This window comes from Micrococcus sp. IITD107, from assembly GCF_041927415.1.
GTDB classification, from domain to species: Bacteria; Actinomycetota; Actinomycetes; order Actinomycetales; family Micrococcaceae; genus Citricoccus; species Citricoccus terreus.
Genome location: NZ_JBHFFN010000001.1, coordinates 893,713 through 913,664, shown reverse-complemented (window position 1 = coordinate 913,664; position 19,952 = coordinate 893,713). Strand labels below are relative to the sequence as shown.

The window sequence follows — 19,952 nt, the reverse complement described above, 5'->3', positions numbered from 1 at the left end:
GGGCCAGCAGGCGTGGATAACGTGCTTCCGGACCTGACTGGCGCGCTGGTACAAGAGCATCCCCGCAGAAGGAGAACCCGACGTGTCAAAAACTGAACACGGCAGTGACCAGGGTGGTGATCGCGGCGGTGGTCATCAGGCGCCGCACCGCTCCCTGAAGATGTACTTGCGGTTCGCCGCGATGATCCTGACCGGCATGGTGGTCATGTATTGGACGATGTTCGCCGGTTCCTGGGAGTGGGGACATGTCCGTTGGAGTGAGAGCCGGCTGTTCATGGCCTTGACCATGGGCGGGGCCATGGGCCTGGTGATGCTGGCCTGGATGCTGAACATGTACCGGAACCCGAAGGCCAATATTGCTGTGGTGGCGGTCAGCGTATTGCTCCTTGGCGGTGGCATCGCCCTGGATCGCAGTCAGGCGACCGTGGACGACAGCGACTTCATGCGGGCGATGATCCCGCACCACTCACTGGCCATCACGAGGTCCGAGCGGGCCAGTATCGAAGACGTCAGGGTGTGCGAGCTGGCCGTGGAGATCAGCGAAGCCCAGCGGCGGGAAATCTTCGAGATGGACTGGCTGATCCAGGACATCCAAGACAACGGGATCGCCACGACCCCCGAACAGGCGCAAGCACGGCCCGTGCCTGACTACGAGGAGCCGGCCGAACGCCAGTGCCCCACCGACTGACGGATCCCCAGGGCGCACCCCCAGCAATGTCGGGATCCCGAGTTGGATGGACGTCCAACCGATGCGCCAGGACCCACACGGCCCCTTCCGCCAGGGTGGATGGAGCCGTGTGGGTCCTTTCAGTGCAACAGCGGCACGGGCAGAGCCGAGCGAGACGGGGCGGCGGCTCCCGTTTGAGACTTTCGAGCATTTGATGCATCTCGGCGATTTCGGCTTCCTGGGCGTCGATGACCTGTTCTGTCAGTGCCACCGCCTGGGGGTTCTGGCCGCTGTCGACCTCGTCCTGGGCCATATCGATAGCACCCTCGTGGTGGGCGGTCATCTGCTCCAGGTACAGCCGGGCCGCCTCGGTGCCCTGGGCCTGTTCGAGGGCGGCCATGTCCTGATCGGACATCATCCCGGACATCCCGCCGTGGTCCATGCCCTCCATCTCCCCCATCGGTTCCGCGTCCCAGGCGGTGAGCATGGCGTTCATGCGCTCGATCTCCGGACCCTGGGCATCAATGACCTGCTGGGCGAAGTCCGCGACGTCGGCCGGGATGTCGTCCTTGGCCAGCAGCATCTCGCTCATCTGCACGGCCTGCTCGTGGTGGGGGAGCATCATCTGGGCGAACATCACGTCCACGTCATTGTGCTCAGCCGAGATCTCCTCAGCCGAGCCGGTGGCCGTGGCGGACGGGGCCGCGGTGTCCGTGGCCGTGGAGGTGGCAGCAGCCGAGCTGGTGGCCGGGGCGGGCTCAGAGCCGGCGCCGTTGTCCTCGGAGCCGGTGCCGCACGCAGTCAGCGTCAGGGCGGAGGCTAGGGTCAGGGCGGCCAGGGTGGTGGTGTTGCGTTTCATCATGGTTCCTTCCGGTGGGGGTTTCGACAGGGGTCCGGGCCCGCGGTCAGCTGGTGGCGGTCGCGGGCTGGGGTGTGGTGTGCCGTTGCGGGCCGCTGGCCGGGGCCAGTCGGGCGGGGTCCAGGTCGATCCGACGTAGCAGTTGGGCGTTGAGGGCGACCACGATGGTGGAGGCGGACATCAGCACGGCCCCGACGGCCGGGGAGAGCACGAACCCGATGGGGGCGAGCACGCCGGCGGCCAGGGGTACGGAGACCAGGTTGTAGCCGGTGGCCCAGATGAGGTTCTGGATCATCTTGGTGTAACTGGTCCGGGAGAGCTCGATCATGGACAGCACAGCGCGTGGGTCGTTGCCGGCCAGGACGACGCCGGCCGATTCCATGGCCACGTCAGTGCCGGCCCCGATGGCGATGCCGACCTCGGCGCGGGCCAGGGCGGGGGCATCGTTGACACCGTCACCGACCATGGCCACGCGCAGCCCGCGCAACTACGCTCGGTGACCTTGGTGTCCTTATCCTTCGGCAGGACCTCGGCAAAGACCTCGTCGATGCCCAGGTCCGCGCCGACGGCCTCGGCGACCTGGCGGGCGTCGCCGGTGATCATCGCGACCTTCACAGGCGGGCGTGCAGGGCGGCCACGGCGGCCCGGGACTCGGGACGGACCCTGTCCTCTACGGCCACCGCCCCGATGACGGTGCGGTCGCGGACCACGTGCAGCACCCCGGCCCCCCGGTCGGCCCAGGCCCGGGTGTGGCCAGCGAGGGCCTCGGGGGTGTCCAGGGCGAGTTCGCGGAGCATGTTGGGTCCTCCTACGAGGACTTCGGATCCGTTGACGGTGGCCTTCACCCCGCGGCCGGTGGCGGACTGGAACCCGGTGCCGCGCAGTCCCAGTGCGGCGGCGCCGGAGTGGTCGGTGGCGGCGGTGACGATGGATCGGGCCACGGGGTGCTCGCTGTCGGCCTCAGCCGCGGCGGCGTAGGCCAGAAGCTGCGCCTCGGAGGTACTCGGGGCCGGTGCGGTGCCGGTGAGCACGTGTGCGCCCTCGGTCAGGGTGCCGGTCTTGTCGAACAGGACCACGTCGATGGTGCGCATCCGCTCCAGGGCCATCCGGTCCTTGATGAGCACCCCGGCCTTGGCTGCGCGTTCGGTGGAGATCGCGATGACCAGCGGGATCGCCAGGCCCAGGGCGTGCGGGCAGGCGATGACCAGCACGGTGACGGTGCGGGTGACGGCGTCGTCCGGCTGGTCGATGGCCACCCAGACGATGGCGGTGATGATGGCCGCGCCGAGGGCGAACCAGAACAGCAGCGCGGCGGCCCGGTCGGCCAGGGCCTGGGCGCGGGAGGAGGATTCCTGGGCGTCGGCGACCATCCGTTGGATGCCGGCCAGGGCGGTGTCGGCCCCGACTGCGGAGACGCGCACCCGCACGGTGTTGTCGGTGGTCACGGTCCCGGCCACTACTAGCTCGCCCACGGTGCGGGCCACGGCCCGGGACTCCCCGGTGATCATGGACTCGTCGAACTCGGCCGTTCCCTCGGTGAGGGTCCCGTCGGCCGGCACCCGGGCCCCGGAACGGACCAGGACCGTGTCCCCGACCGCCAGCTCGCCGATCGACACCGTGGTGGTGGTGCCCTCGGCGGTGATCTTTTCGGCTTCGTCGGGCAGCAGGGCGGCCAGGGCGTCCAGGGCGGAGGAGGCAGCGCCGAGGGCACGCATCTCCATCCAGTGGCCCAGCAGCATGATGACCACCAGCAGGGCCAGCTCCCACCAGAAGTCCAACATGAACCCGCCGAGACCTAAGGACGTGATCCACGAGGCCACGAAGGCCACCGTGATGGCCATGGCTATCAGCAGCATCATCCCGGGCTGCCGGGAGCGCAGCTCGGTCAGCCCTCCCTTCAGGAAGGGCATGCCGCCGTAGAAGTAGATCACGGTGCCTAGCACCGGGGCGATCCATTCAGAGCCCGGGAACTCGGGGGCCCGGTAGCCGAGCAGATCGGCGACCATGTGGCTGAAGACCACCACCGGGATCGACAGGGCCAGTGAGAGCCAAAACCGGTTCTTGAACATCGCCACCGAGTGCCCGGCATGCTCCCCGTGGTCATGGACCGCGTGGTCCTCATCCACCGCTGAGTGGGCGTGGTCGTGGGGCATGGCCTGACCGTGCGTGTCCTCATCCACGTGATGGCCATGATCGGCGTGCTGGCCAGGGCCGGCGTGATCCCGGTCTGGGTGGTCGTGGTCGGGGGTGTTCATGCTGTTCCTTCCGCACGGGCCCCTCACGCGGGGCCGGGTGTTCCGGTGGGTGGTCAGATGCTCGGTGTGTAGCCGGCGTCTTGGATGGCCGAGTGGACGGTATCGGAGCTCACCGGGCCGGTCACGGTGACGGTGGAGACTTCGCCGGCGACCAGGTCGACGTCCACCGCGGTCACCCCGTCCAGTGCGGAGATCTCCTCCAGGACCGAGGCGACGCAGTGCCCGCAGGTCATCCCCTCCACCCGGTACTCCGAGGCCCCGGCCGGGCGGGGGTCCCCGGCCGGGGCCTCTTGCTCGGCGCCGGAGTCGGGTGCGGGGGCGCAGCAAGCGCATCCGGTGGTGGCCATTGGTAGCGGGGTGCGGGTCGTGTTCTCCATGGGTGTTCTCCTCGGCGGATCGTGAGTGCGGCAGGAATCGGTGCTGCCCTTCCTCTCCTTGGTATATACCCCTGGGGGGTATATACCAAGTGTATGAGTCATCCTCCGGCGGTGTGTGTCCGTGGGCGGGGGATGTCGACGGTGAAGACCGCGCCTCGGCCCGGTCCTGCGGATACGGCGCTGAGGGTTCCGCCGTGGGCCTCGACCAGGGCGCGGGCGATGGCCAGGCCGATGCCGGAGCCACCGTGGTCGCGGTTCCGGGCGGTGTCGCCGCGGTAGAAGCGTTCGAAGATCTGCGGCAGGTGTTCGGCGCCGATCCCCTCGCCGGTGTCGGCGACCATCAGAGCCAGTCGCCCGGGGCGGTGGGCGGTGCCGCGCAGGGTGACGGTGCCGCCGGTTGGGGTGTGGCGTAGGGCGTTGGTGAGCAGGTTGCCCAGCACCTGGCCCATGCGTTGACGGTCCACCTCCACGGACCCGGCGCCGTCCCCGGCTTCCACCTCCAGGCCAACTCCCTTGGCGGTGAAGGCCCCGCGGTGGGCTTCGGCCACCTCGCCGAGCAGGTCCTGCACGGACTGTTCGATGCGGTTCAGGGTGAGATGCCCTTCCTGGGCGCGGGAGACGTCGCCGATGTCCTCAACCAGCCGGCCCAGGCGCCGTAGCTGTCCGGACATCAGCTCCGCGGTGAGCCTGTCCCAGGAGGTGACCCCGTCCTGGAGGGCGTCGACGTAGACGGTGAGCACCGAGACGGGGGTGCGCAGCTCGTGGGCCAAATCCGAGAGCATCCGCCGGCGGGTGATCTCGGTGCGCTGGAGCCGGGAGGCCATGGTGTTGAAGGCCCCGGCTACCGCGTCCATCTCGGTACCGGCCTCCAGAGGCGGGACCCGGGTGTCGTAGCTGCCACCGGCCATGGCCAGGGCCGCGGTGCTCAGTTGGTCCAGGGGACGACGGATGCGCCGGGCGCACCAGGCGCTGATCAGCAGCGCGCACGCCAGGGCGGTGCCCAAGGCCACCGCCAGGACGATGAGGTTGGCGTCTCGGTAGGCCTGCTCTGCGTGCAGCAGGGCGGCCGAGCCCTCGCTGCGCCCGGCCATGAGCAGATGGGTATGGAAGATCGGCGGTCCGGCCACCACCGCCACCGCCAGCGCAGCCAGCAGGCTGACGGCAACCACCAGCAGCTGAGCGGCCAGGAAGCGCGAGGCCAAGCCGTGGCCATGCCGCCGTCTCACCGGGCCACCATCCGGTAGCCGACCCCGCGGACGGTGTCGATATGGCGTCCCGGGTCCTCGTTGAGCTTGCGGCGCAGGTTCCCGATGTGTACGTCCACGAGCCGCTCGTCCCCGACCCAGGCCGGGTCCCACACGGTGTCGATGAGCTGGCGGCGGGTCATCACCTGCTGCGGACGGGCGGACAGGGCCGCCAGCAGGTCGAACTCGGTGCGCGTCAGCCCCACCGGCAACCCACCCACCCGAGCCTCGTGCGCGGCCAGGTCCACGACCAGGTCCCCGAACACCCGGGCAGGCTCGGCCGGGTATAGGCCGGTCCGCGGCCGGCGCAACACCGCGGCGACCCGGGCGACCATCTCGCGCACGCTGAAGGGCTTGGTGATGTAGTCATCGGCCCCGGCCCCAAGCCCGGCCAGTTTGTCCTCCTCGTCCCCGCGGGCGGTGAGCATCAGCACATAGCACTGGGAGAAGGAGCGCAGCCGGCGGCAGACCTCGATCCCGTCCAGTCCGGGCAGCCCCAAGTCCAGGACCACCACGTCTGGGTCATGGCCGCGGGCAGCTTCCAGGGCGTCGGGACCGGTGTGGGCGACCGTCGTGTCGTAGCCGGCGCGGGCCAGGTAGGTTGCCACCATTGCCGCCAGGGGCTTCTCGTCGTCCACGACCAACACCCGACCGGCCGGGAGGGTGGAATCAGTGCCAGGATCCATGCCTCCAGTGTCTCCCCACCATCCCGACCGGCACCCCGACACCGGCCCGTGCCAGGGGAATCTTCGCCAAACCTTCAAACCACCCGCCCCGGGTACGCTGACGCTCCGGGGGAGAATGGAGAGTCGATCCTTGCGATGTGGCGCGAGGCGGAAAGGAACCCGTGACCCTGACACGCAGACACCTGAGCGCTGGCGGCCTCGGCCTGCTCGGCTCCACCGCCCTGGTGGCATGCTCACCCACGATCCCGGACACCGGCAGCGTCGGCACAACCACCGGCGGTACCGCAGACGCCCTCGATCCGAAGGTCCGGCAGATGCTCGCCGCCCACGGCATCGAGGCCGCGACCGCCGAAGACGCCGTCGCCTCCCTGGACCGGGTATCCAAGCCGCGCCCCCTGGCCCTCACCGGTTCCGTCGGCTACGACCAGGTCGCCTTCGCCGACGACTCCGACCAGGTCACCGTCCCCCTCACTGGCGGGCAGTTCTACCTGTCCATGGCGCCCTACCGCACCCAGACACACGAGTGCTATTACCACAACCTCGGCGGGTGCCAGGGTGAGCTCGTCGACACCCCCGTCCACGTCACCGTGACCACCCATGCAGGCCAGAGCCTCCTCGACGAGGACACCACCACCGCTACCAACGGCTTCACCGGCTTCTGGATCCCTCGTGACCACACGGGCACTGTCACCGTCACCGCCGAAGGCACGACAGCCAGCACGCCCTTCGACTCCGGCCCCGACGGACCCACCTGCCTCACCACCCTGCACCTGGCCTGAACCACCGGACATCCACGCAAGCCAGCACCCACCGCTGAAAGGCCTTGAAAAGCTACAGCTTGCGCACAGTCATTCGAGGGCCGCTGTTGACTCCCAATGCCCCGTGAGACAAACCTGCCTTGACACTCACTGCTGATCAGCAGCATCAGACGTCGGCTGCGCGGATGCCAGGATTCGCGAGCACGAGATGCCACCTTGTGGACGCTAGGACTGTCCGTAAGGGGACGGCCTACGGCGGGAGTTCGGAGGTGCTGCCGAGGGCCATATGGGCAACGATGCGATGCCGTAAGAGGATCCCCATCTGACATTGGCTCACCGAAGCCTTGATGTCGCTTACTGCAGACAGCTGCTGGATATGAGCAGCTTGGCCGCAGGAGGTCGGGACCGATCAGCCTTCGGTTAAGTCGGCGCCCAGCTCGGCAGCGAGCCTGTCCAAGTCCTTGGATGCCGCCTGGTGCTCCAGGGCACCTGTCCCGCCCTCGCCGGCCTCGGTAATGTCGGCGACGAACCAATGCGCCGTGCCCACCACGGGTACGGGTGCGACGGCTGAATTTAGCAGCTCGCGGGCGCCCTGGATCAGGGATTGTCCTCGGACCACGCCATGACGATGGTCTCGCCACACTGACGCCCCACGAGTTGTTCACCGCCATCGATCATGAAAAAGTGATCTTCCCCGGAGAAGCCATCTGAGGGATCCGGGCAGTCGAAACGCTCGTCGACGGCCTCGAGCAGCTCATCCAGACTGCCCACAGGAGAAGCCAGCGGGGAGGATCGCGTCGACTCGGGGTTGGTAGACGTCGTCTCACTCGGGGTGGTGGGTGGGGACGGGGTTTCACCCGCACCTTGTCCGGCTTCGCTGCCACAGCCCGTCAGGACGATTCCAGCCGTCAACACCACCACCGCGCCACAAGCCGGAAGCGACCGCATCTTCACCGTCATTTGGGACCCCTCTGCTCGCCGTCTGGTTCCTTCACCCTATTGGCGCACGCGTTCGGCCAGAACCAGCCGCCACAAGGCCGTTCATTCGCCATGGTCTGCAGTTCTAGGCCTCTCAGCCAAGCCGTCATCTAGCTACTCCAGCAGGAGCGCGGCACGAGGTCCCGGGTTCCCGGTGGGGACGAGTCAGCTCCGGGCGGGCTGCCGCTGTTCGGCGCGGACACCGTCAATGCCAGGACTCCGCGCTCAGCCGTCAGCGCCCGATGACCCGCGCACATGACACCGCAGGTCTCCGAACGCTGTCCGGCGCTTCGTCCGGATCCTAAACTGGCCACGTCCCCCACCCCAGAGACACCAGAGGTCTGCCTTGTCCTCCCTCCCCACCGGCACCCCCACGTCCCGCACCCTCGGGGACCGCCTGCTCGGCGGCGTCGAGAAGTGGGGCAACCGCCTGCCGGATCCCCTGATCCTCTTTACCGGACTCTTCCTGATCGTCGCGGTGCTCTCCACCGTCCTCGGTGCCCTGGGCACCACGGTCACCGTGCCAGGTTCGGAGGAGGGCCCGGTCACGGTCAAACCGTTCTTCAGTGGTGAGGGCCTGTCCTGGTTCACCACCACGCTGGGGGAGAACTACATCGGCTTCCCGCCGCTGGTCAACGTGTTGCCCATCATCCTGGCGGTTGGCGTGGCCGAGGGATCCGGTCTGCTCGGCACCTCCATCCGGATGATGTTCGGCTCGGCTCCGCGCTGGCTGCTGCCCTACGCGGTGGCCTTCGTGGGCGTGATGGGCAACTTGATGAGCGACACCGCATTCGTCGTCATTCCGCCTCTGGCTGCGCTGGTCTTCGCCGCTGCGGGACGTCACCCCATGGCCGGCCTGCTGGGTGGATTCGCAGCCGCTGGCGCCGCCTTCTCCACCAACCTGCTGCCGTCCCCGATCGACGGCAACTTCGCCGGCATCACCACCAGTGTCATCGGAGCGTTGCCCTCGGACCTGGCCATCGACCCGGTCACCATCGTCTCCAACTACTGGATCAACATCGCCTCGTCGCTGGTCATCATCCTGGCCACCGGCCTGCTGATCGACCGCGTCCTGGAGCCCCGCCTGGAGCGCATGGGTGTCTCCCGCACGCGGGTGGACACCACAGACCTTCCCGACGACGGCTCCGTCACCTCGGGTGACCAGCCCGCCCCGAGCGGTGCCTCGCCGGGTGGAAAGACCACCGACGAGCAGCAGGACGTGGATGTGGAGGTCACGCCTCAGCAACGCCGTGCGGTCCGGTGGGCGATGATCGCCGGAGCGGTGTTCCTGGCTCTGGTCCTGGTCGCCGTGCTGCCTGCTGGCTCGGCCTGGCGGAACGAGGAGGGGGCGTTCCTGCCCCGCTCGCCCTTCATGAGCTCCATCGTGTTCCTGATCGTGGCGTTCTTCCTGCTCACCGGCATCGTCTACGGCAAGGTCGCCGGGACCATCCAGTCCGGGGGTGACGTCGGACGTCTGATGGGCGAGGGACTGAAAACGATGCTCACCTTCCTGGTGCTGGCCTTTGTGCTGGCACAGTTCCTGGCGCTGTTCACCTGGTCCAACCTGGGCACTGTGGCAGCGGTGAAGGGTGCCGAGGGGCTGGAGAGCATCGGGCTGACCGGTCCTGTGGTGATCCTGCTGTTCATCCTGCTCTGCGCGGGCGTGAACCTGATCATCACGTCCGGCACCTCCATGTGGGGACTGATGGCAGCCGTGTTCGTGCCGATGTTCGCTCTGATCGGCTTTGAGCCGGCCTTCGTCCAGGCGGCGTTCCGGATCGGTGACTCCTCGACCCAGATCATCACGCCGTTGAACCCGTATCTGATCGTCTTGCTGGGCATGGTGCGTCGCTACGAGCCGGCGGCGGGTCTGGGCACCCTGATCTCACGACTGCTTCCCTTCACCATCGTGTTCTTCATCGTCTGGACGGTGACGCTGGGAGTCTTCTACGCCTTCGACCTGCCGATCGGGCCGGGCAACGGCATCCACCTGGACTGACCAGGTGGATGCCGCCACGGATCACCAGCCCCGGAAACGGTAGCCCTGCTTGTTCCAGAACGAGTCGCCCCACGTGCGGGTGAGCTGAGTGGCACCGATGCCGCCGGTCTGCTCGATGGTGCGGAACCGCGTCTTGGTGCTGTCCGTCCAGCCGTTGAAGATGACCACGTGGCCGGCGGCACCGGCGCTGGCCGGATCGCCGAGGTTGCCGATGATGTCCCCTCGCTGCAGGCTGCTCTTGGCGATCGGGTAGAACTTGCTCGTCAGATTCCCGGTGTAGTAGCTCTGATCGCGCAGGTTGTAGGCCATGGCGATCATGCCGGAGCAGTCGGTGCGCCAGCGGTAGCCATCAGCATCCGGTCCGGCGGTGTAGTTGTACATCGAGTAGGGGATGCGCCGGTTCACCCAGTTCATGCCGCGGTCCAGGACGCGCTGCCGGGCGGTGCTGATGTCCGGCGCAGGAGCGCTGGTGGTGCATTCCTTCAGCCCCGTGGCGTCGGGGATCCGCACATAGGCGCGGGAGACGTAGCCGGTCCTGCCACCGTACGTGACCTTGCCCCAGTAGTGGGTGGAGTAGGTGCCGTTGACGGTCTGACCCGGAGTCTGGCATTGGACGGTGATCGCGGCGCCGGAGGGAATGGTGGCCAGCGCGGTGGTGCCGGTGTTGGTGCCGGACCGCACTGTCAGTGACGCGGTGGCGTATCCGGTGACCCCGGTGGTCGGGACGGGAGTGCTGGTGCTGCACGCACCCAGTCCGGTGGCGTCCGGTACCCGGATATAGGCGCGGGAGACGTAACCGGTCTTGCCGCCGTAGGTGACCTTGCCCCAATAGTGGGTCGAATAGGTGCCGTTGATGGTCTGACCGGCCGTCTGACACTGCACCGAGACGGCCACACCTGCCGGAATGGTGGTCAATGCGGTGGTGCTGGTGTTGGTCCCGGATCTGACCGTGACGGATGCCGTGGTGTAGCCGGTGGCAGCGGCGTGGGCGGCCGGAATGCCGAGCAGGCCGGCCCCGGTGATGGTGAGCAACGTGGTGGCTGAGGCCGCCGCGATGCGTCTGCGCAGGGTGGATCGAATGGTCATGAGAATTCCCGTTTCAGTTCAGAGCGACTGAGCTGCCGCTGATGATGATCGCCACCCATCCCCGAGTGATGATGTGCGTCACAGTAGACCCCTTGACCTGGAAGAGCCATAGCAGGGGCTCGATGACCTAGTGTTCTGCGCAGAAGGGGTTGGAATCGCGTGAGTTCACGGTTCGCTCCTGCTGACCACCGACGAGGAGAACCCAGATGAGCCACCAGGCCCCCGGTCCGAACGAGACCCCGAACAATCCCTACGGACAGACGCACGGACAGGACCCCAAAGGACAGGCCCCGCAGGGGTATCCCCAGCAGGGGTATGCTCCGGGCGGCTACCCCCAGGGCGGATACGGCCAGCCCCCGCAGCGGCCGGGAAACGGCTTCGGGGTGGCAGCACTGGTGGTGGGCATCATCGCCCTGCTGCTCGCCTGGATCCCTGTCATCAACATCGGGGCCATCGTGCTGGGCGTCATCGCCGTCATCCTGGGCATCCTGGGGCTGCGCAAGAAGTTCGCCGGCAAGGGCATGTCGATCGCCGGCATCGTCCTGGGTGCTCTGGCCATCATCGGATCGGTGATCGTGCTGATCGCCACGGCTGCCTTCGTGGGGCTGGTGGAGGAGGAGATCCAGCGGACTGAAGGTCAGGAGTTCTCGGTGGAGTACATCGCCACCGTCGACCAGGGCGAGGCGCAGGTGAGCTACGGAAGCGCTGGCGGCTCCTCCACGGAGTCCATCACGGGGGAGTGGACCGAGGAGGCCACGGTGACCGGGTTCAACCTGCTCTCGGTCACCGTCACCGGTGATGCCACGGCCGGGGAACAGCAGCTGGGCTGCGAGATCCGTGTCAACGGAGAGACCGTTGCGGAGGAGACCGGCACCAGCCTGGCAGCCTGCTCAGCGCCGACCCGCTGATCCGGCTGAGCCACCATGCCAGGCGTGCCCGTCCCCACCACCGGGGGCGGGCACGCTCGTGTGATCTGGGCGGATGCAGATCGCCGAATAAACACGGTGAACAGGGGTGTACCTCCGGGACGGCCAGGGACATGATCGGGGTGTCCCCGCAATGAGCGACCCACCCAGGAGCATCCCATGTCGTTGAAACTCTCCCCTGACCATGAGGCGATCGTCGCCCAGACCGCTGGCGTGGTCGCCGAGCATGCCGAAGAGATCACCAAGGTGTTCTACCCGGACATGTTCGAGGCTCACCCCGAACTGCTCAACGTCTTCAACCGGGCCAACCAGGCCATCGGCGAGCAGCCCAAGGCCCTGGCCGCCTCCGTAGTGGCCTTCGCCGTGCACCTGATCGACCCTGACGCTCCGGACTTCACCCCGGTGATGCAGCGCATCGCCCACAAGCACGTCTCCTTGGGCATCAAGGCACCCGAGTACCTGATCGTGGGCCGCTACCTGCTGGGCGCCGTCAAGAAGGTCCTGGGAGACGCCATCACCCCGGAGATCGCCGCCGCCTGGGACGAGGTGTACTGGCTCTTCGCCACCGCACTGATCGCGGAGGAGGCCAAGCTCTACGCCGCAGCCGGGACCGATCCTGAACAGCCGTGGCGTCAGTACCGCGTGGTGGAGCGGTTCGAGGAGTCCGACCACGTCTTCTCCCTGCTGCTGGCACCGGTCTCCGGGCAGGTCCCCGAGCACCGCACCGGTCAGTACGTGGCCATCGCCGTGGACCTGCCCGAGGGCATCCGTCAGCCGCGCCAGTACACCATCTCCTCCGGCCCGGGCGGGAACACGCTGCGCGTGACCATCAAGAAGGTCATCGGGGTGGACGGCAATCCGGACGGTCAGGTCTCCGGTTGGCTGCATGAGAACGCCCAACCCGGCACCGTGCTGGATGTCTCCCAGCCCGCCGGTGATGTGGTCCTGGACGACGGCGACACCCCGCTGGTGCTGGTCTCGGCCGGGATCGGCATCACTCCGGTGGCGGCCATCGTGGAGGATGTCTCCCGGCGCCAGCCGGACCGCACCGTGCGCCTGTTCCACGCGGACAAGTCCCACGCGGACCACGCCCTGTACCAGAGCCTGCGCCGCCAGGTCCTGTCCATGTCCGACGCCAAGGCCCAGAACTGGTATGAGAAGGACGCCGAGACCGCACCGACCCTGCACCCGGCCAGGTCCGGTTTCATGGACCTGGGGGATGTGGAGCTGCCACAGGAGGCCCAGGTGTTCATGTGCGGCTCCCTGCCGTTCATGCAGGCCGCCCGCACGTCCCTGATCAGGCAGGGCGTGCCCAGCGAGAACATCCACTACGAGGTGTTCGGTCCGGACCTGTGGGCCCAGCAGCCGGTGTGATCGGTGGGGTCAGCTGACCCCGTCCTCTCCGGTTCTTGCGAGCTGGGCGCGGTAGGCCTGCACCGCCTCCGCTCCCAGTTCGCTGTCCTGTGCTGAAGGGTCGACGCCGGCCGGCCGGGTCACGCGGGCAGCCTCGCCTCTGCGCCCCAGCACCAGCAGGCAACGCTCGCGCCCGACGAAGGGGTGGAGCCGACGCAGCTCCAGGGGCCCGCCGGCCTGATCCAGCTGTGCCTGCACCAGGCGGGCGTGGACCGAGCAGACCTCGGGTTCGTCTGAGTCCATCAGCGCCTCATAGATGCAGGGGCGCAGCCCGACGGTCAAGTCCTGTTCGTCGACGTGCGGCTCCATGCCGGCATCCTCGAGATGGTCGTAGAGGGCGTCCAGCTGGTGGACGGCCTCCACCCCCAGCGTGTGGCTGTGGTCCAGGTCCGGCTCCAGTCCGCGCAGGATCTCACCCCGTGCCCGGGCGTCCCTCAGCCGGCGCTCAGCAACCGGACTGTGCTCGCTCTGACGGACGGGGGACCAGCCCATGGGCGGGCGGCCCCGGCGGCCGGTCTCCACGGGCGCACTGGCCACCAAACCCTCCTGCTCCAAGATCCTGAGGTGGTCGCGGGCGGTGTTCACCGGCAATCCGGTCTCCTCGGCCAGGTCGTGGATCAGTCGCCCCGGGGCGCGCTGGACAGCGTGCAGCAGCAGCACGCGGCTGCGCTGGGTCAATCCTCGGTAGTCATCGACACGGCGTGGCACGGCGACCATTGTAGAAGGGCGCACTGAGCGTCAGCCTCACTGGGCCGGATAGGTGACCTGGCCGTCGTCGGGGTCCACCACCGCGCCTGGTGTCAGCTCAGCAGGCATCGCCCTGTCCACGCCCATCAGGTGCAGGACCGGATGTCCACGGGCCAGGAGGTGATCGGCGATGATCCGGCGGTGGCACCGCCACCACACCGCTTCCGAACACATGACCACTGCCCGTTGCCGGGTGCCCCATTCGATCAGCTCATCCAGACCCGTGCGGAACGGCTGAGAGAGGGTGTAGTCGGCGTAGTGGTGGAAGCTGCGGTTGTGCCAGAACCCATTGACCTCGGGTGGCACATCCGGGTCGCGGCCTCGCCGCCCACCCAGTGCCTCGGCACGACGGTAGGCGATGGACTGTTCGGGAAGGGAGACCGCCAGGGCGTCCTGGTTGAACTGGGGATAACGGTTCGAACCGGGCAGTCGGCGCACATCCACCACCAGCTCCACCTGCACTGAGTGGAGCATCTGGATGAACTCCTCCAGGGGATGTGTGGTGTGCCCGACCGTCAGGAACTGGGGCGGGGCCGGCTCAGTCATGGATTCGAGTCAGCGTGGAGCCCTTGTGCGCGGCGATGTGGTCGGTCCGGTCGCTGGCGATCTCGTACTGAGGATCCGTGGGAGAGGCGCGGTGGGTGTGGCCTTTGTAGTTGAAGTCGGCGGTATGGACCACGGTGACACGCCCCGAGACCCGGCCCGCCTCCGAGTTCCAGCAGACGTGGTCTCCGACGTCGAAGTGCTCGGCCATGGTGTGCTCCTGAGGGAGAAGGCCCGACGCGTTCAGCGTCCGGTGCCGTGGTCGGGCCCGTTCCATGGACCGACCACGGCACCTTCATTGGCTCACTGCCCGGCCAGGAAGTCAATCTCCTCGATGAGATCATCACGCGTGCCTGCGTCCGAGACGAAGCGCTCCACCCCGGCCTTCGCCCGGGTGTAGTCGCCCTCGTCCAAGGCATTCAGGATTTGACGCTGCTGGCCGGCGGGAAGATCGACGGCGACGATTCGATCACTGAGCGCCTCCACGCTGGTGACCACCGAGAAACGTGCATCATCCGAAGCCGTGCCGCCCGGACCAGTGACCGTGACCTGGAGGACATGCTCGCCCCACGAGAGATCAGCAGCCTGCAGGGCAGCCCCCTCGTCCACTGGTCGGCTATCGAGAGTGAAGGAGACGGACTGTGCATCCGTCCGGGAAGCAGCGATCACAATGTGACCAGCTCGATCGATCTCTGATCCGTTCTCGACGCCGGCCAGGTCGACCGTGGGCTCCGGTGCGGGTTCGGGGCCGACCAGAGACGATTGAGCTTCCTTCCATCCAATGAATGCACCGGCGCGGTCGGTCACGATGCCATCGACGCCCATCTCAGTCAGGGCAGCCCACTGAGCGGGGCTGTTGACGGTGTACGGCAGGACCGCAATGCCTGCCTCGTGCAGACGGTCGACCACCGCGGCTGTGAGACCGTTGGTCGAGGGGTTGTACATGGTGGCGCCCACCGACTGTGCCACTGCCACCGGGTCGGCATCCACAGCACCTCGCAGGACGCCACGGGGGATCTCCGGTGCGTACTCCTGGGCATATCGGACGGCGTCCAGGCTGAAGGATTCGATGACCACGCGCCGCTCCATACCGGCCTCACGGATCAGGTCGATCATGCGCTCGACTTCCTCTCGGGTCTCCGGTCCCTTGATCTCCAGCATCATGGTGCCGGAATTGCCCTTCATCGCCTCCAGCATCTGCTCAAAGGTGGGCACCGGTTCGTCCGCGAAGACGGGGTCCTTCCACGAACCGGCGTCCAGGCCCATCAGCACGCTGTGGAACAGCCTGGCGACATCGCCGGATCCATCAGTGGTGCGATCCACCGTCTGGTCGTGCATCAGGACGGGGACTCCGTCAGCTGTGGCGTGGACGTCCACTTCGAAGTACTCGGCCCCGGTCTTCATGGCGGCGACTTCGGAGAGCAGGGTGTTCTCTGGGAGAATCTCGGAGTAGCCGCGGTGCGCGACAGTCACCGGAAGCTCGTCGGGATCCAGGATGTAGTCGGCCGGTTCGAGCTCAGTGACGGTGATCTCATCGAAGCTGACCGTGGCGTTGTCTGCAGTCAGGCCCAACACGCCGTCAGCCGAGCGCCGGATCTGTCCAGAGAGCACACGGTGACCGTCGAAGTACCAGGTCGCCTTGGTGCCCTGCACCTCCACGGCGACGCGGACATCGCGACCCACGGAGGCATCGTGCGGCGCGGGAGCGGTGTAGGGGACGTTCCAGGCATCGGCAGCAGTCCGGTGAGCCAACTCAATCCCGTTGGCTGCCGTCGTGCCGCTGCGCATGGCCGCCTGCCACCAGGGCGAGGAACCGTCGGCCCCGATGTCCAAGGCCAGGGCGGTCCAACGCCCTGGATTGGCCACGGCCTCGAATCGAACTGTGGCCTCCAGTCGGTAGTTCTCCAGGTGGGGGCCGAAAGTCAGGCGATCGATGGAGCCGGCGGTCACGACCAACCGCCCATTCTCCACGCGCCACTGACCGTCGATGGGGGTCCATCCTGCGGGGATCTGACCGTCGTTGAAGTCCTCGGACAGCACCACGTCACCGGGCGCGGCGGTTGCAGACGGAGCGTCACTCAGCGGGACGATGACGGTCGATGCGAACAGGGCCAGCGCTCCGGCGCTCGCAGCGGCAAGGGTTCGAAAGCTGGAAGGGGTCATGAGGGTTCCTCTACTGAACGGGGCGAGGCCCGTGCCGCGCCCTCTACTTGGAGAGGTTCTCCTGGCTCCGTGACATCCGAGACGAGAACCGGTGAACCACCGATGGAGAGCAGCTGTACGCCAGGAATCTGTGTTGATTTTCACAGAACCCCCGGTTTCATTTGCAATTGTTCGGTGAGAGGAGGAAGGTTCTGCGGGTGAATCGTCAAGAACCGCCCACGATCGAGCCCGCAGCCGTCTCCGGTGCCGGGGCCACACCTCCGCGCGATGCACCCGAACCCGGAGAGCGTGACCTGAACCCGAGCGGCAAGACCTTCCTGGGACAGCCGCGCATGCTCGCGAGCCTGTTCAACGTGGAGATGTGGGAACGGTTCTCGTTCTATGGCATGCAGGGCATCCTGCTCATCTACATGTACTTCCAGACCACCGAGGGCGGCCTGGGCATCCCGGAGCCGGTCGCCGCCGGGATCGTGGGCGCCTACGGCGGCATGGTCTACGTGTTCTGCATCATCGGCGGCTGGACCTCCGACCGGCTGATCGGCTCCGAGCGGACCATGTACATCTCCGCCGTGCTGATCATGCTCGGACACATCGGCCTGGCGCTGGTCCCGGGCATTCCCGGCCTGATCATCGGCCTGGTCCTGGTGGCCCTGGGCTCGGGCGGACTGAAGGCCAACGTGGCCAACCTGGTCGGCAACCTCTACACCCGCGAGGACCCGCGGCGTGATGCCGGCTTCTCCATTTTCTACATGGGCGTGAACATCGGCGGCCTGCTCGGCCCGCTGCTCACCGGGTGGCTGCAGAAGGAGTGGGGCTTCCACTTCGGCTTCGGCCTGGCAGCGGTGGGCATGGCGATCGGTCTGATCCAGTACACGATCGCCCGCAAGAACATGCCCGAGTCCGTCCACGTCGTGCCCGACCCCCTGCCGCGCAGCCAGTACCCCACGTGGATCGGCATCGCCGTGGCAGCCCTGGCTGTGGTCGCCGTGCTGCTGCTCACGGGAGTGGTCAACGCCGCCAACCTGGCCGACGTCGTGGTCATCCTCTCCGCCGTGGCCGCCGCAGGCATCTTCATCCTGCTGCTCTCCTCCACCAAGGTGGACTCCGTGGAGCGCTCCCGCGTGTGGGCGTTCATCCCGCTGTTCATCGGTTCGGCGGCGTTCTTCGCCCTGTTCCAGCAGCAGTTCACCGTGGTGACCATCTACTCGGACACCCGTCTGGACCGGAACATCTTCGGCTGGGAGATGCCCATCCCGTGGGTGCAGTCCATCAACCCGGTGTACATCATCCTCTTCGCTCCGCTGTTCGCCCTGCTGTGGACCAAGCTGGGCAAGCGCCAGCCGAACACCCCGGTGAAGTTCGGCCTGGGCATCATCCTGATGGGCGCGGCGTTCCTGCTGTTCCTGCCGATGGTCTCCACCCCGTCCGTGCCGGTGATGTGGATCGCCCTGGTCCTGTTCTCGGCCACCATGGGCGAGCTGCTGGTGTCCCCGGTGGGTCTGTCCCTGTCCACCAAGCTGGCCCCGGCCGCGTTCCCGGTGATGATGGTGGCCCTGTACAACCTCTCCGTGGCGCTGGGCACCGCGCTGTCCGGGTCCCTGGCCGGGTACTACTCGCGTGAGACCGAGGCCGGCTACTTCGGGATCCTGGGTGCGGTGACGATCGGGATCGGCGTGGTCATGCTGCTGATCTCCAAGCCCGTCCACCGTGCGATGAAGGGCGTGGACTGACCACCTCACCACACCTGGCATGAACGATCCGGGACCCCTGTCCGGCTGACCGCCTGGCAGGGGTCCCGTGCATCTGCCGTGCAGGAGTACGCTCACCGGGTGAGCACCCATCCGGGCCAGATCACGACGACGACGCCACCTCGCCGCACCGCCGCCGAGCGAGCCCGCACCTTCCGCGGGATCCTGGTCAACACCGCCGTGGCGAATCTGACCACGAGCTATCTCTGGTTCTCCCTGACGTTCTGGATCTACCTCGAGACGCGCAATGTGATCGCCACCGGCGTGACCGGCGGGATCTACATGCTGCTGCTGGCCGGGTCCTCCATCAGCTTCGGAACGTTCGTGGACCGGACGCGGAAGCTGCGGGTGATGCAGTTCGCCGCCGCGTTCACGCTGGTGATGTTCCTGATCGCCGGGGCCCTGTGGCTGATCTCCCCGCAGGAGTCCATCTCCGCCCTGGACCAGCCCTGGTTCTGGGCGATGGCCGCCGCCATCCTGATCGGCGCGGTGGTGGAGAACATGCGCAACATCGCCCTGTCCACCACGGTCACCATCCTGATCGATCCCGATGACCGGGCGAAGGCGAACGGCCTGGTGGGCATGGTCCAGGGGATGGCGTTCATGGTCACCTCGGTGCTCTCTGGTCTCTCCATCGGCCTGCTGGGCATGGGTGCCACCGTGGCGATCGCCGTGGTGCTGACCGCCGCGGCGTTCGTGCACCTGCTGACCCTCTCCCTGCCGGAGGAGATCCGTCCCGCGCCTTCGGACTCCACCGGGGCGTTCGACCTCGCCGGGTCCTGGCGCGCCGTGGTGGCCGTGTCCGGGCTGTTCGCCCTGATCCTGTTCTCCACCTTCAACAACTTCATCGGCGGGATCTACATGGCCCTGATGGACCCCTATGGGCTGGAGATGTTCACCGTGGAGCAGTGGGGGATCGCCTTCGCGGTGGCCTCCACGGGGTTCATCGCCGGTGGCGCGGTGATCGCCAAGACCGGGCTGGGCCGCAATCCGCTGCGCACCATGCTGCTGGTGGTGATGGCCATGGGGCTGCTCGGCGCCCTGTTCACCATCCGGGAGTGGGCCTGGCTCTACCTGGTGGGGATCTGGCTGTACATGGCACTGTTCCCCGCGGTCGAGGCTGGCGAGCAGACCGTGATCCAGCGTGTGGTCCCCCTGGAGCGGCAGGGACGCGTGTTCGGCTTCGCCGGCGCGTTCGAGGCCTCGGCTGCTCCGATCACCGCCATCCTGATCGCCCCCGCCGCCGAGCTCTGGATCATCCCGTACGCCCGCTCCGAGGCCGGTGCCCAGGTGCTCGAGCCACTGCTGGGCACCGGCACCTCACGGGGGATCGCGCTGATCTTCCTGTGCGGCGGCATCCTGATGGTCATCGCCGCGGCGATGGCCTTCCTCACCCCGGTCTACCGCCGGGTCTCCGCCGAGTACGCCGAAGCCGCCCGTGCAGACAACCCTGTGTGAGGTGGACAACACCGGGATGATCGGACATCCTACGAAGGCGGGCGG

17 protein-coding genes and 2 pseudogenes are annotated in these 19,952 nt (G+C 67.4%); 7 read left to right on the top strand and 12 right to left on the bottom strand.

Annotated features, from left to right (window positions below):
- Nucleotides 1-82: 82 nt before the first annotated feature.
- Nucleotides 83-688, top strand: coding sequence for a DUF305 domain-containing protein (locus ACEXHE_RS04245; protein WP_374784810.1), 606 nt, complete (start codon nucleotides 83-85; stop codon nucleotides 686-688).
- 175 nt (nucleotides 689-863) lie between these two features.
- Here the strand turns inward: ACEXHE_RS04245 and ACEXHE_RS04240 are convergent.
- The 5 genes and pseudogenes from ACEXHE_RS04240 to ACEXHE_RS04220 all read right to left on the bottom strand — a co-directional run.
- A pseudogene (locus tag ACEXHE_RS04240) lies at nucleotides 864-1,526 on the bottom strand (DUF305 domain-containing protein); the annotation flags it as partial.
- A 46-nt stretch (nucleotides 1,527-1,572) separates the two neighbouring features.
- Nucleotides 1,573-3,781 (bottom strand): annotated as a pseudogene (locus tag ACEXHE_RS04235) (copper-translocating P-type ATPase).
- Nucleotides 3,782-3,834: 53 nt separating this feature from the next.
- Complete coding sequence (locus tag ACEXHE_RS04230) at nucleotides 3,835-4,158, bottom strand: heavy-metal-associated domain-containing protein (RefSeq protein WP_374784809.1); 324 nt, start codon at nucleotides 4,156-4,158, stop codon at nucleotides 3,835-3,837.
- A gap of 98 nt (nucleotides 4,159-4,256) precedes the next feature.
- Nucleotides 4,257-5,384, bottom strand: a complete 1,128-nt coding sequence (locus tag ACEXHE_RS04225; protein ID WP_374784808.1) for an ATP-binding protein — start codon at nucleotides 5,382-5,384, stop codon at nucleotides 4,257-4,259.
- Nucleotides 5,381-6,088, bottom strand: a complete 708-nt coding sequence (locus ACEXHE_RS04220; RefSeq protein ID WP_374784807.1) for a response regulator — start codon at nucleotides 6,086-6,088, stop codon at nucleotides 5,381-5,383. Before ACEXHE_RS04220 ends, ACEXHE_RS04225 begins: the two co-directional genes overlap by 4 nt.
- A gap of 161 nt (nucleotides 6,089-6,249) precedes the next feature.
- On the opposite strand from ACEXHE_RS04220, the gene ACEXHE_RS04215 reads away from it, so the two are divergent.
- Nucleotides 6,250-6,867, top strand: a complete 618-nt coding sequence (locus ACEXHE_RS04215; protein WP_374784806.1) for a CueP family metal-binding protein — start codon at nucleotides 6,250-6,252, stop codon at nucleotides 6,865-6,867.
- A 388-nt stretch (nucleotides 6,868-7,255) separates the two neighbouring features.
- Here ACEXHE_RS04215 and ACEXHE_RS04210 read toward each other — a convergent pair whose 3' ends face one another.
- Entirely contained in the window at nucleotides 7,256-7,465 is a 210-nt protein-coding gene (locus ACEXHE_RS04210) for a hypothetical protein (RefSeq protein ID WP_374784805.1), read from the bottom strand.
- The gene (locus ACEXHE_RS04205) at nucleotides 7,444-7,806 is read right to left on the bottom strand and encodes a hypothetical protein (protein WP_374784804.1); all 363 of its coding nucleotides are present in this window, start codon (nucleotides 7,804-7,806) and stop codon (nucleotides 7,444-7,446) included. The genes ACEXHE_RS04210 and ACEXHE_RS04205 overlap by 22 nt, the downstream gene beginning before the upstream one ends.
- A gap of 364 nt (nucleotides 7,807-8,170) precedes the next feature.
- Between ACEXHE_RS04205 and ACEXHE_RS04200 the strand changes: the two genes are divergently transcribed.
- Nucleotides 8,171-9,823: an AbgT family transporter gene (locus ACEXHE_RS04200; RefSeq protein WP_374784803.1), complete on the top strand. Its 1,653-nt coding sequence runs from the start codon at nucleotides 8,171-8,173 to the stop codon at nucleotides 9,821-9,823.
- Between the two features lie 21 nt (nucleotides 9,824-9,844).
- Here ACEXHE_RS04200 and ACEXHE_RS04195 read toward each other — a convergent pair whose 3' ends face one another.
- On the bottom strand, nucleotides 9,845-10,909 hold the full coding sequence (locus ACEXHE_RS04195; protein ID WP_374784802.1) for an SH3 domain-containing protein: 1,065 nt from the start codon (nucleotides 10,907-10,909) through the stop codon (nucleotides 9,845-9,847).
- Between the two features lie 206 nt (nucleotides 10,910-11,115).
- Between ACEXHE_RS04195 and ACEXHE_RS04190 the strand changes: the two genes are divergently transcribed.
- Both ACEXHE_RS04190 and ACEXHE_RS04185 read left to right on the top strand, forming a co-directional pair.
- Complete coding sequence (locus ACEXHE_RS04190) at nucleotides 11,116-11,817, top strand: DUF4190 domain-containing protein (RefSeq protein ID WP_374784801.1); 702 nt, start codon at nucleotides 11,116-11,118, stop codon at nucleotides 11,815-11,817.
- A 177-nt stretch (nucleotides 11,818-11,994) separates the two neighbouring features.
- Nucleotides 11,995-13,209, top strand: a complete 1,215-nt coding sequence (locus ACEXHE_RS04185; RefSeq protein ID WP_374784800.1) for a globin domain-containing protein — start codon at nucleotides 11,995-11,997, stop codon at nucleotides 13,207-13,209.
- Between the two features lie 9 nt (nucleotides 13,210-13,218).
- Here the strand turns inward: ACEXHE_RS04185 and ACEXHE_RS04180 are convergent, their stop codons facing one another.
- The 4 genes from ACEXHE_RS04180 to ACEXHE_RS04165 form a co-directional block, all read right to left on the bottom strand.
- Nucleotides 13,219-13,956 carry an ArsR family transcriptional regulator gene (locus ACEXHE_RS04180; RefSeq protein WP_285179662.1) on the bottom strand — a complete coding sequence of 246 codons (738 nt, stop codon included), beginning with the start codon at nucleotides 13,954-13,956 and terminating at the stop codon, nucleotides 13,219-13,221.
- A 36-nt stretch (nucleotides 13,957-13,992) separates the two neighbouring features.
- Nucleotides 13,993-14,541 carry a DUF488 family protein gene (locus ACEXHE_RS04175; RefSeq protein ID WP_374784799.1) on the bottom strand — a complete coding sequence of 183 codons (549 nt, stop codon included), beginning with the start codon at nucleotides 14,539-14,541 and terminating at the stop codon, nucleotides 13,993-13,995.
- Nucleotides 14,534-14,749: a DUF2945 domain-containing protein gene (locus ACEXHE_RS04170; RefSeq protein WP_374784798.1), complete on the bottom strand. Its 216-nt coding sequence runs from the start codon at nucleotides 14,747-14,749 to the stop codon at nucleotides 14,534-14,536. Before ACEXHE_RS04170 ends, ACEXHE_RS04175 begins: the two co-directional genes overlap by 8 nt.
- A 92-nt stretch (nucleotides 14,750-14,841) precedes the next feature.
- A complete protein-coding gene (locus tag ACEXHE_RS04165) occupies nucleotides 14,842-16,701 on the bottom strand; it encodes a glycerophosphodiester phosphodiesterase (protein WP_374784797.1) in 1,860 nt (619 codons plus the stop codon).
- Between the two features lie 197 nt (nucleotides 16,702-16,898).
- Here ACEXHE_RS04165 and ACEXHE_RS04160 point away from each other — a divergent pair, with 197 nt between their 5' ends.
- Both ACEXHE_RS04160 and ACEXHE_RS04155 read left to right on the top strand, forming a co-directional pair.
- Nucleotides 16,899-18,431 carry a peptide MFS transporter gene (locus tag ACEXHE_RS04160; protein WP_374784796.1) on the top strand — a complete coding sequence of 511 codons (1,533 nt, stop codon included), beginning with the start codon at nucleotides 16,899-16,901 and terminating at the stop codon, nucleotides 18,429-18,431.
- Between the two features lie 99 nt (nucleotides 18,432-18,530).
- On the top strand, nucleotides 18,531-19,907 hold the full coding sequence (locus ACEXHE_RS04155) for an MFS transporter (RefSeq protein ID WP_374784795.1): 1,377 nt from the start codon (nucleotides 18,531-18,533) through the stop codon (nucleotides 19,905-19,907).
- Nucleotides 19,908-19,952 lie beyond the last annotated feature (45 nt).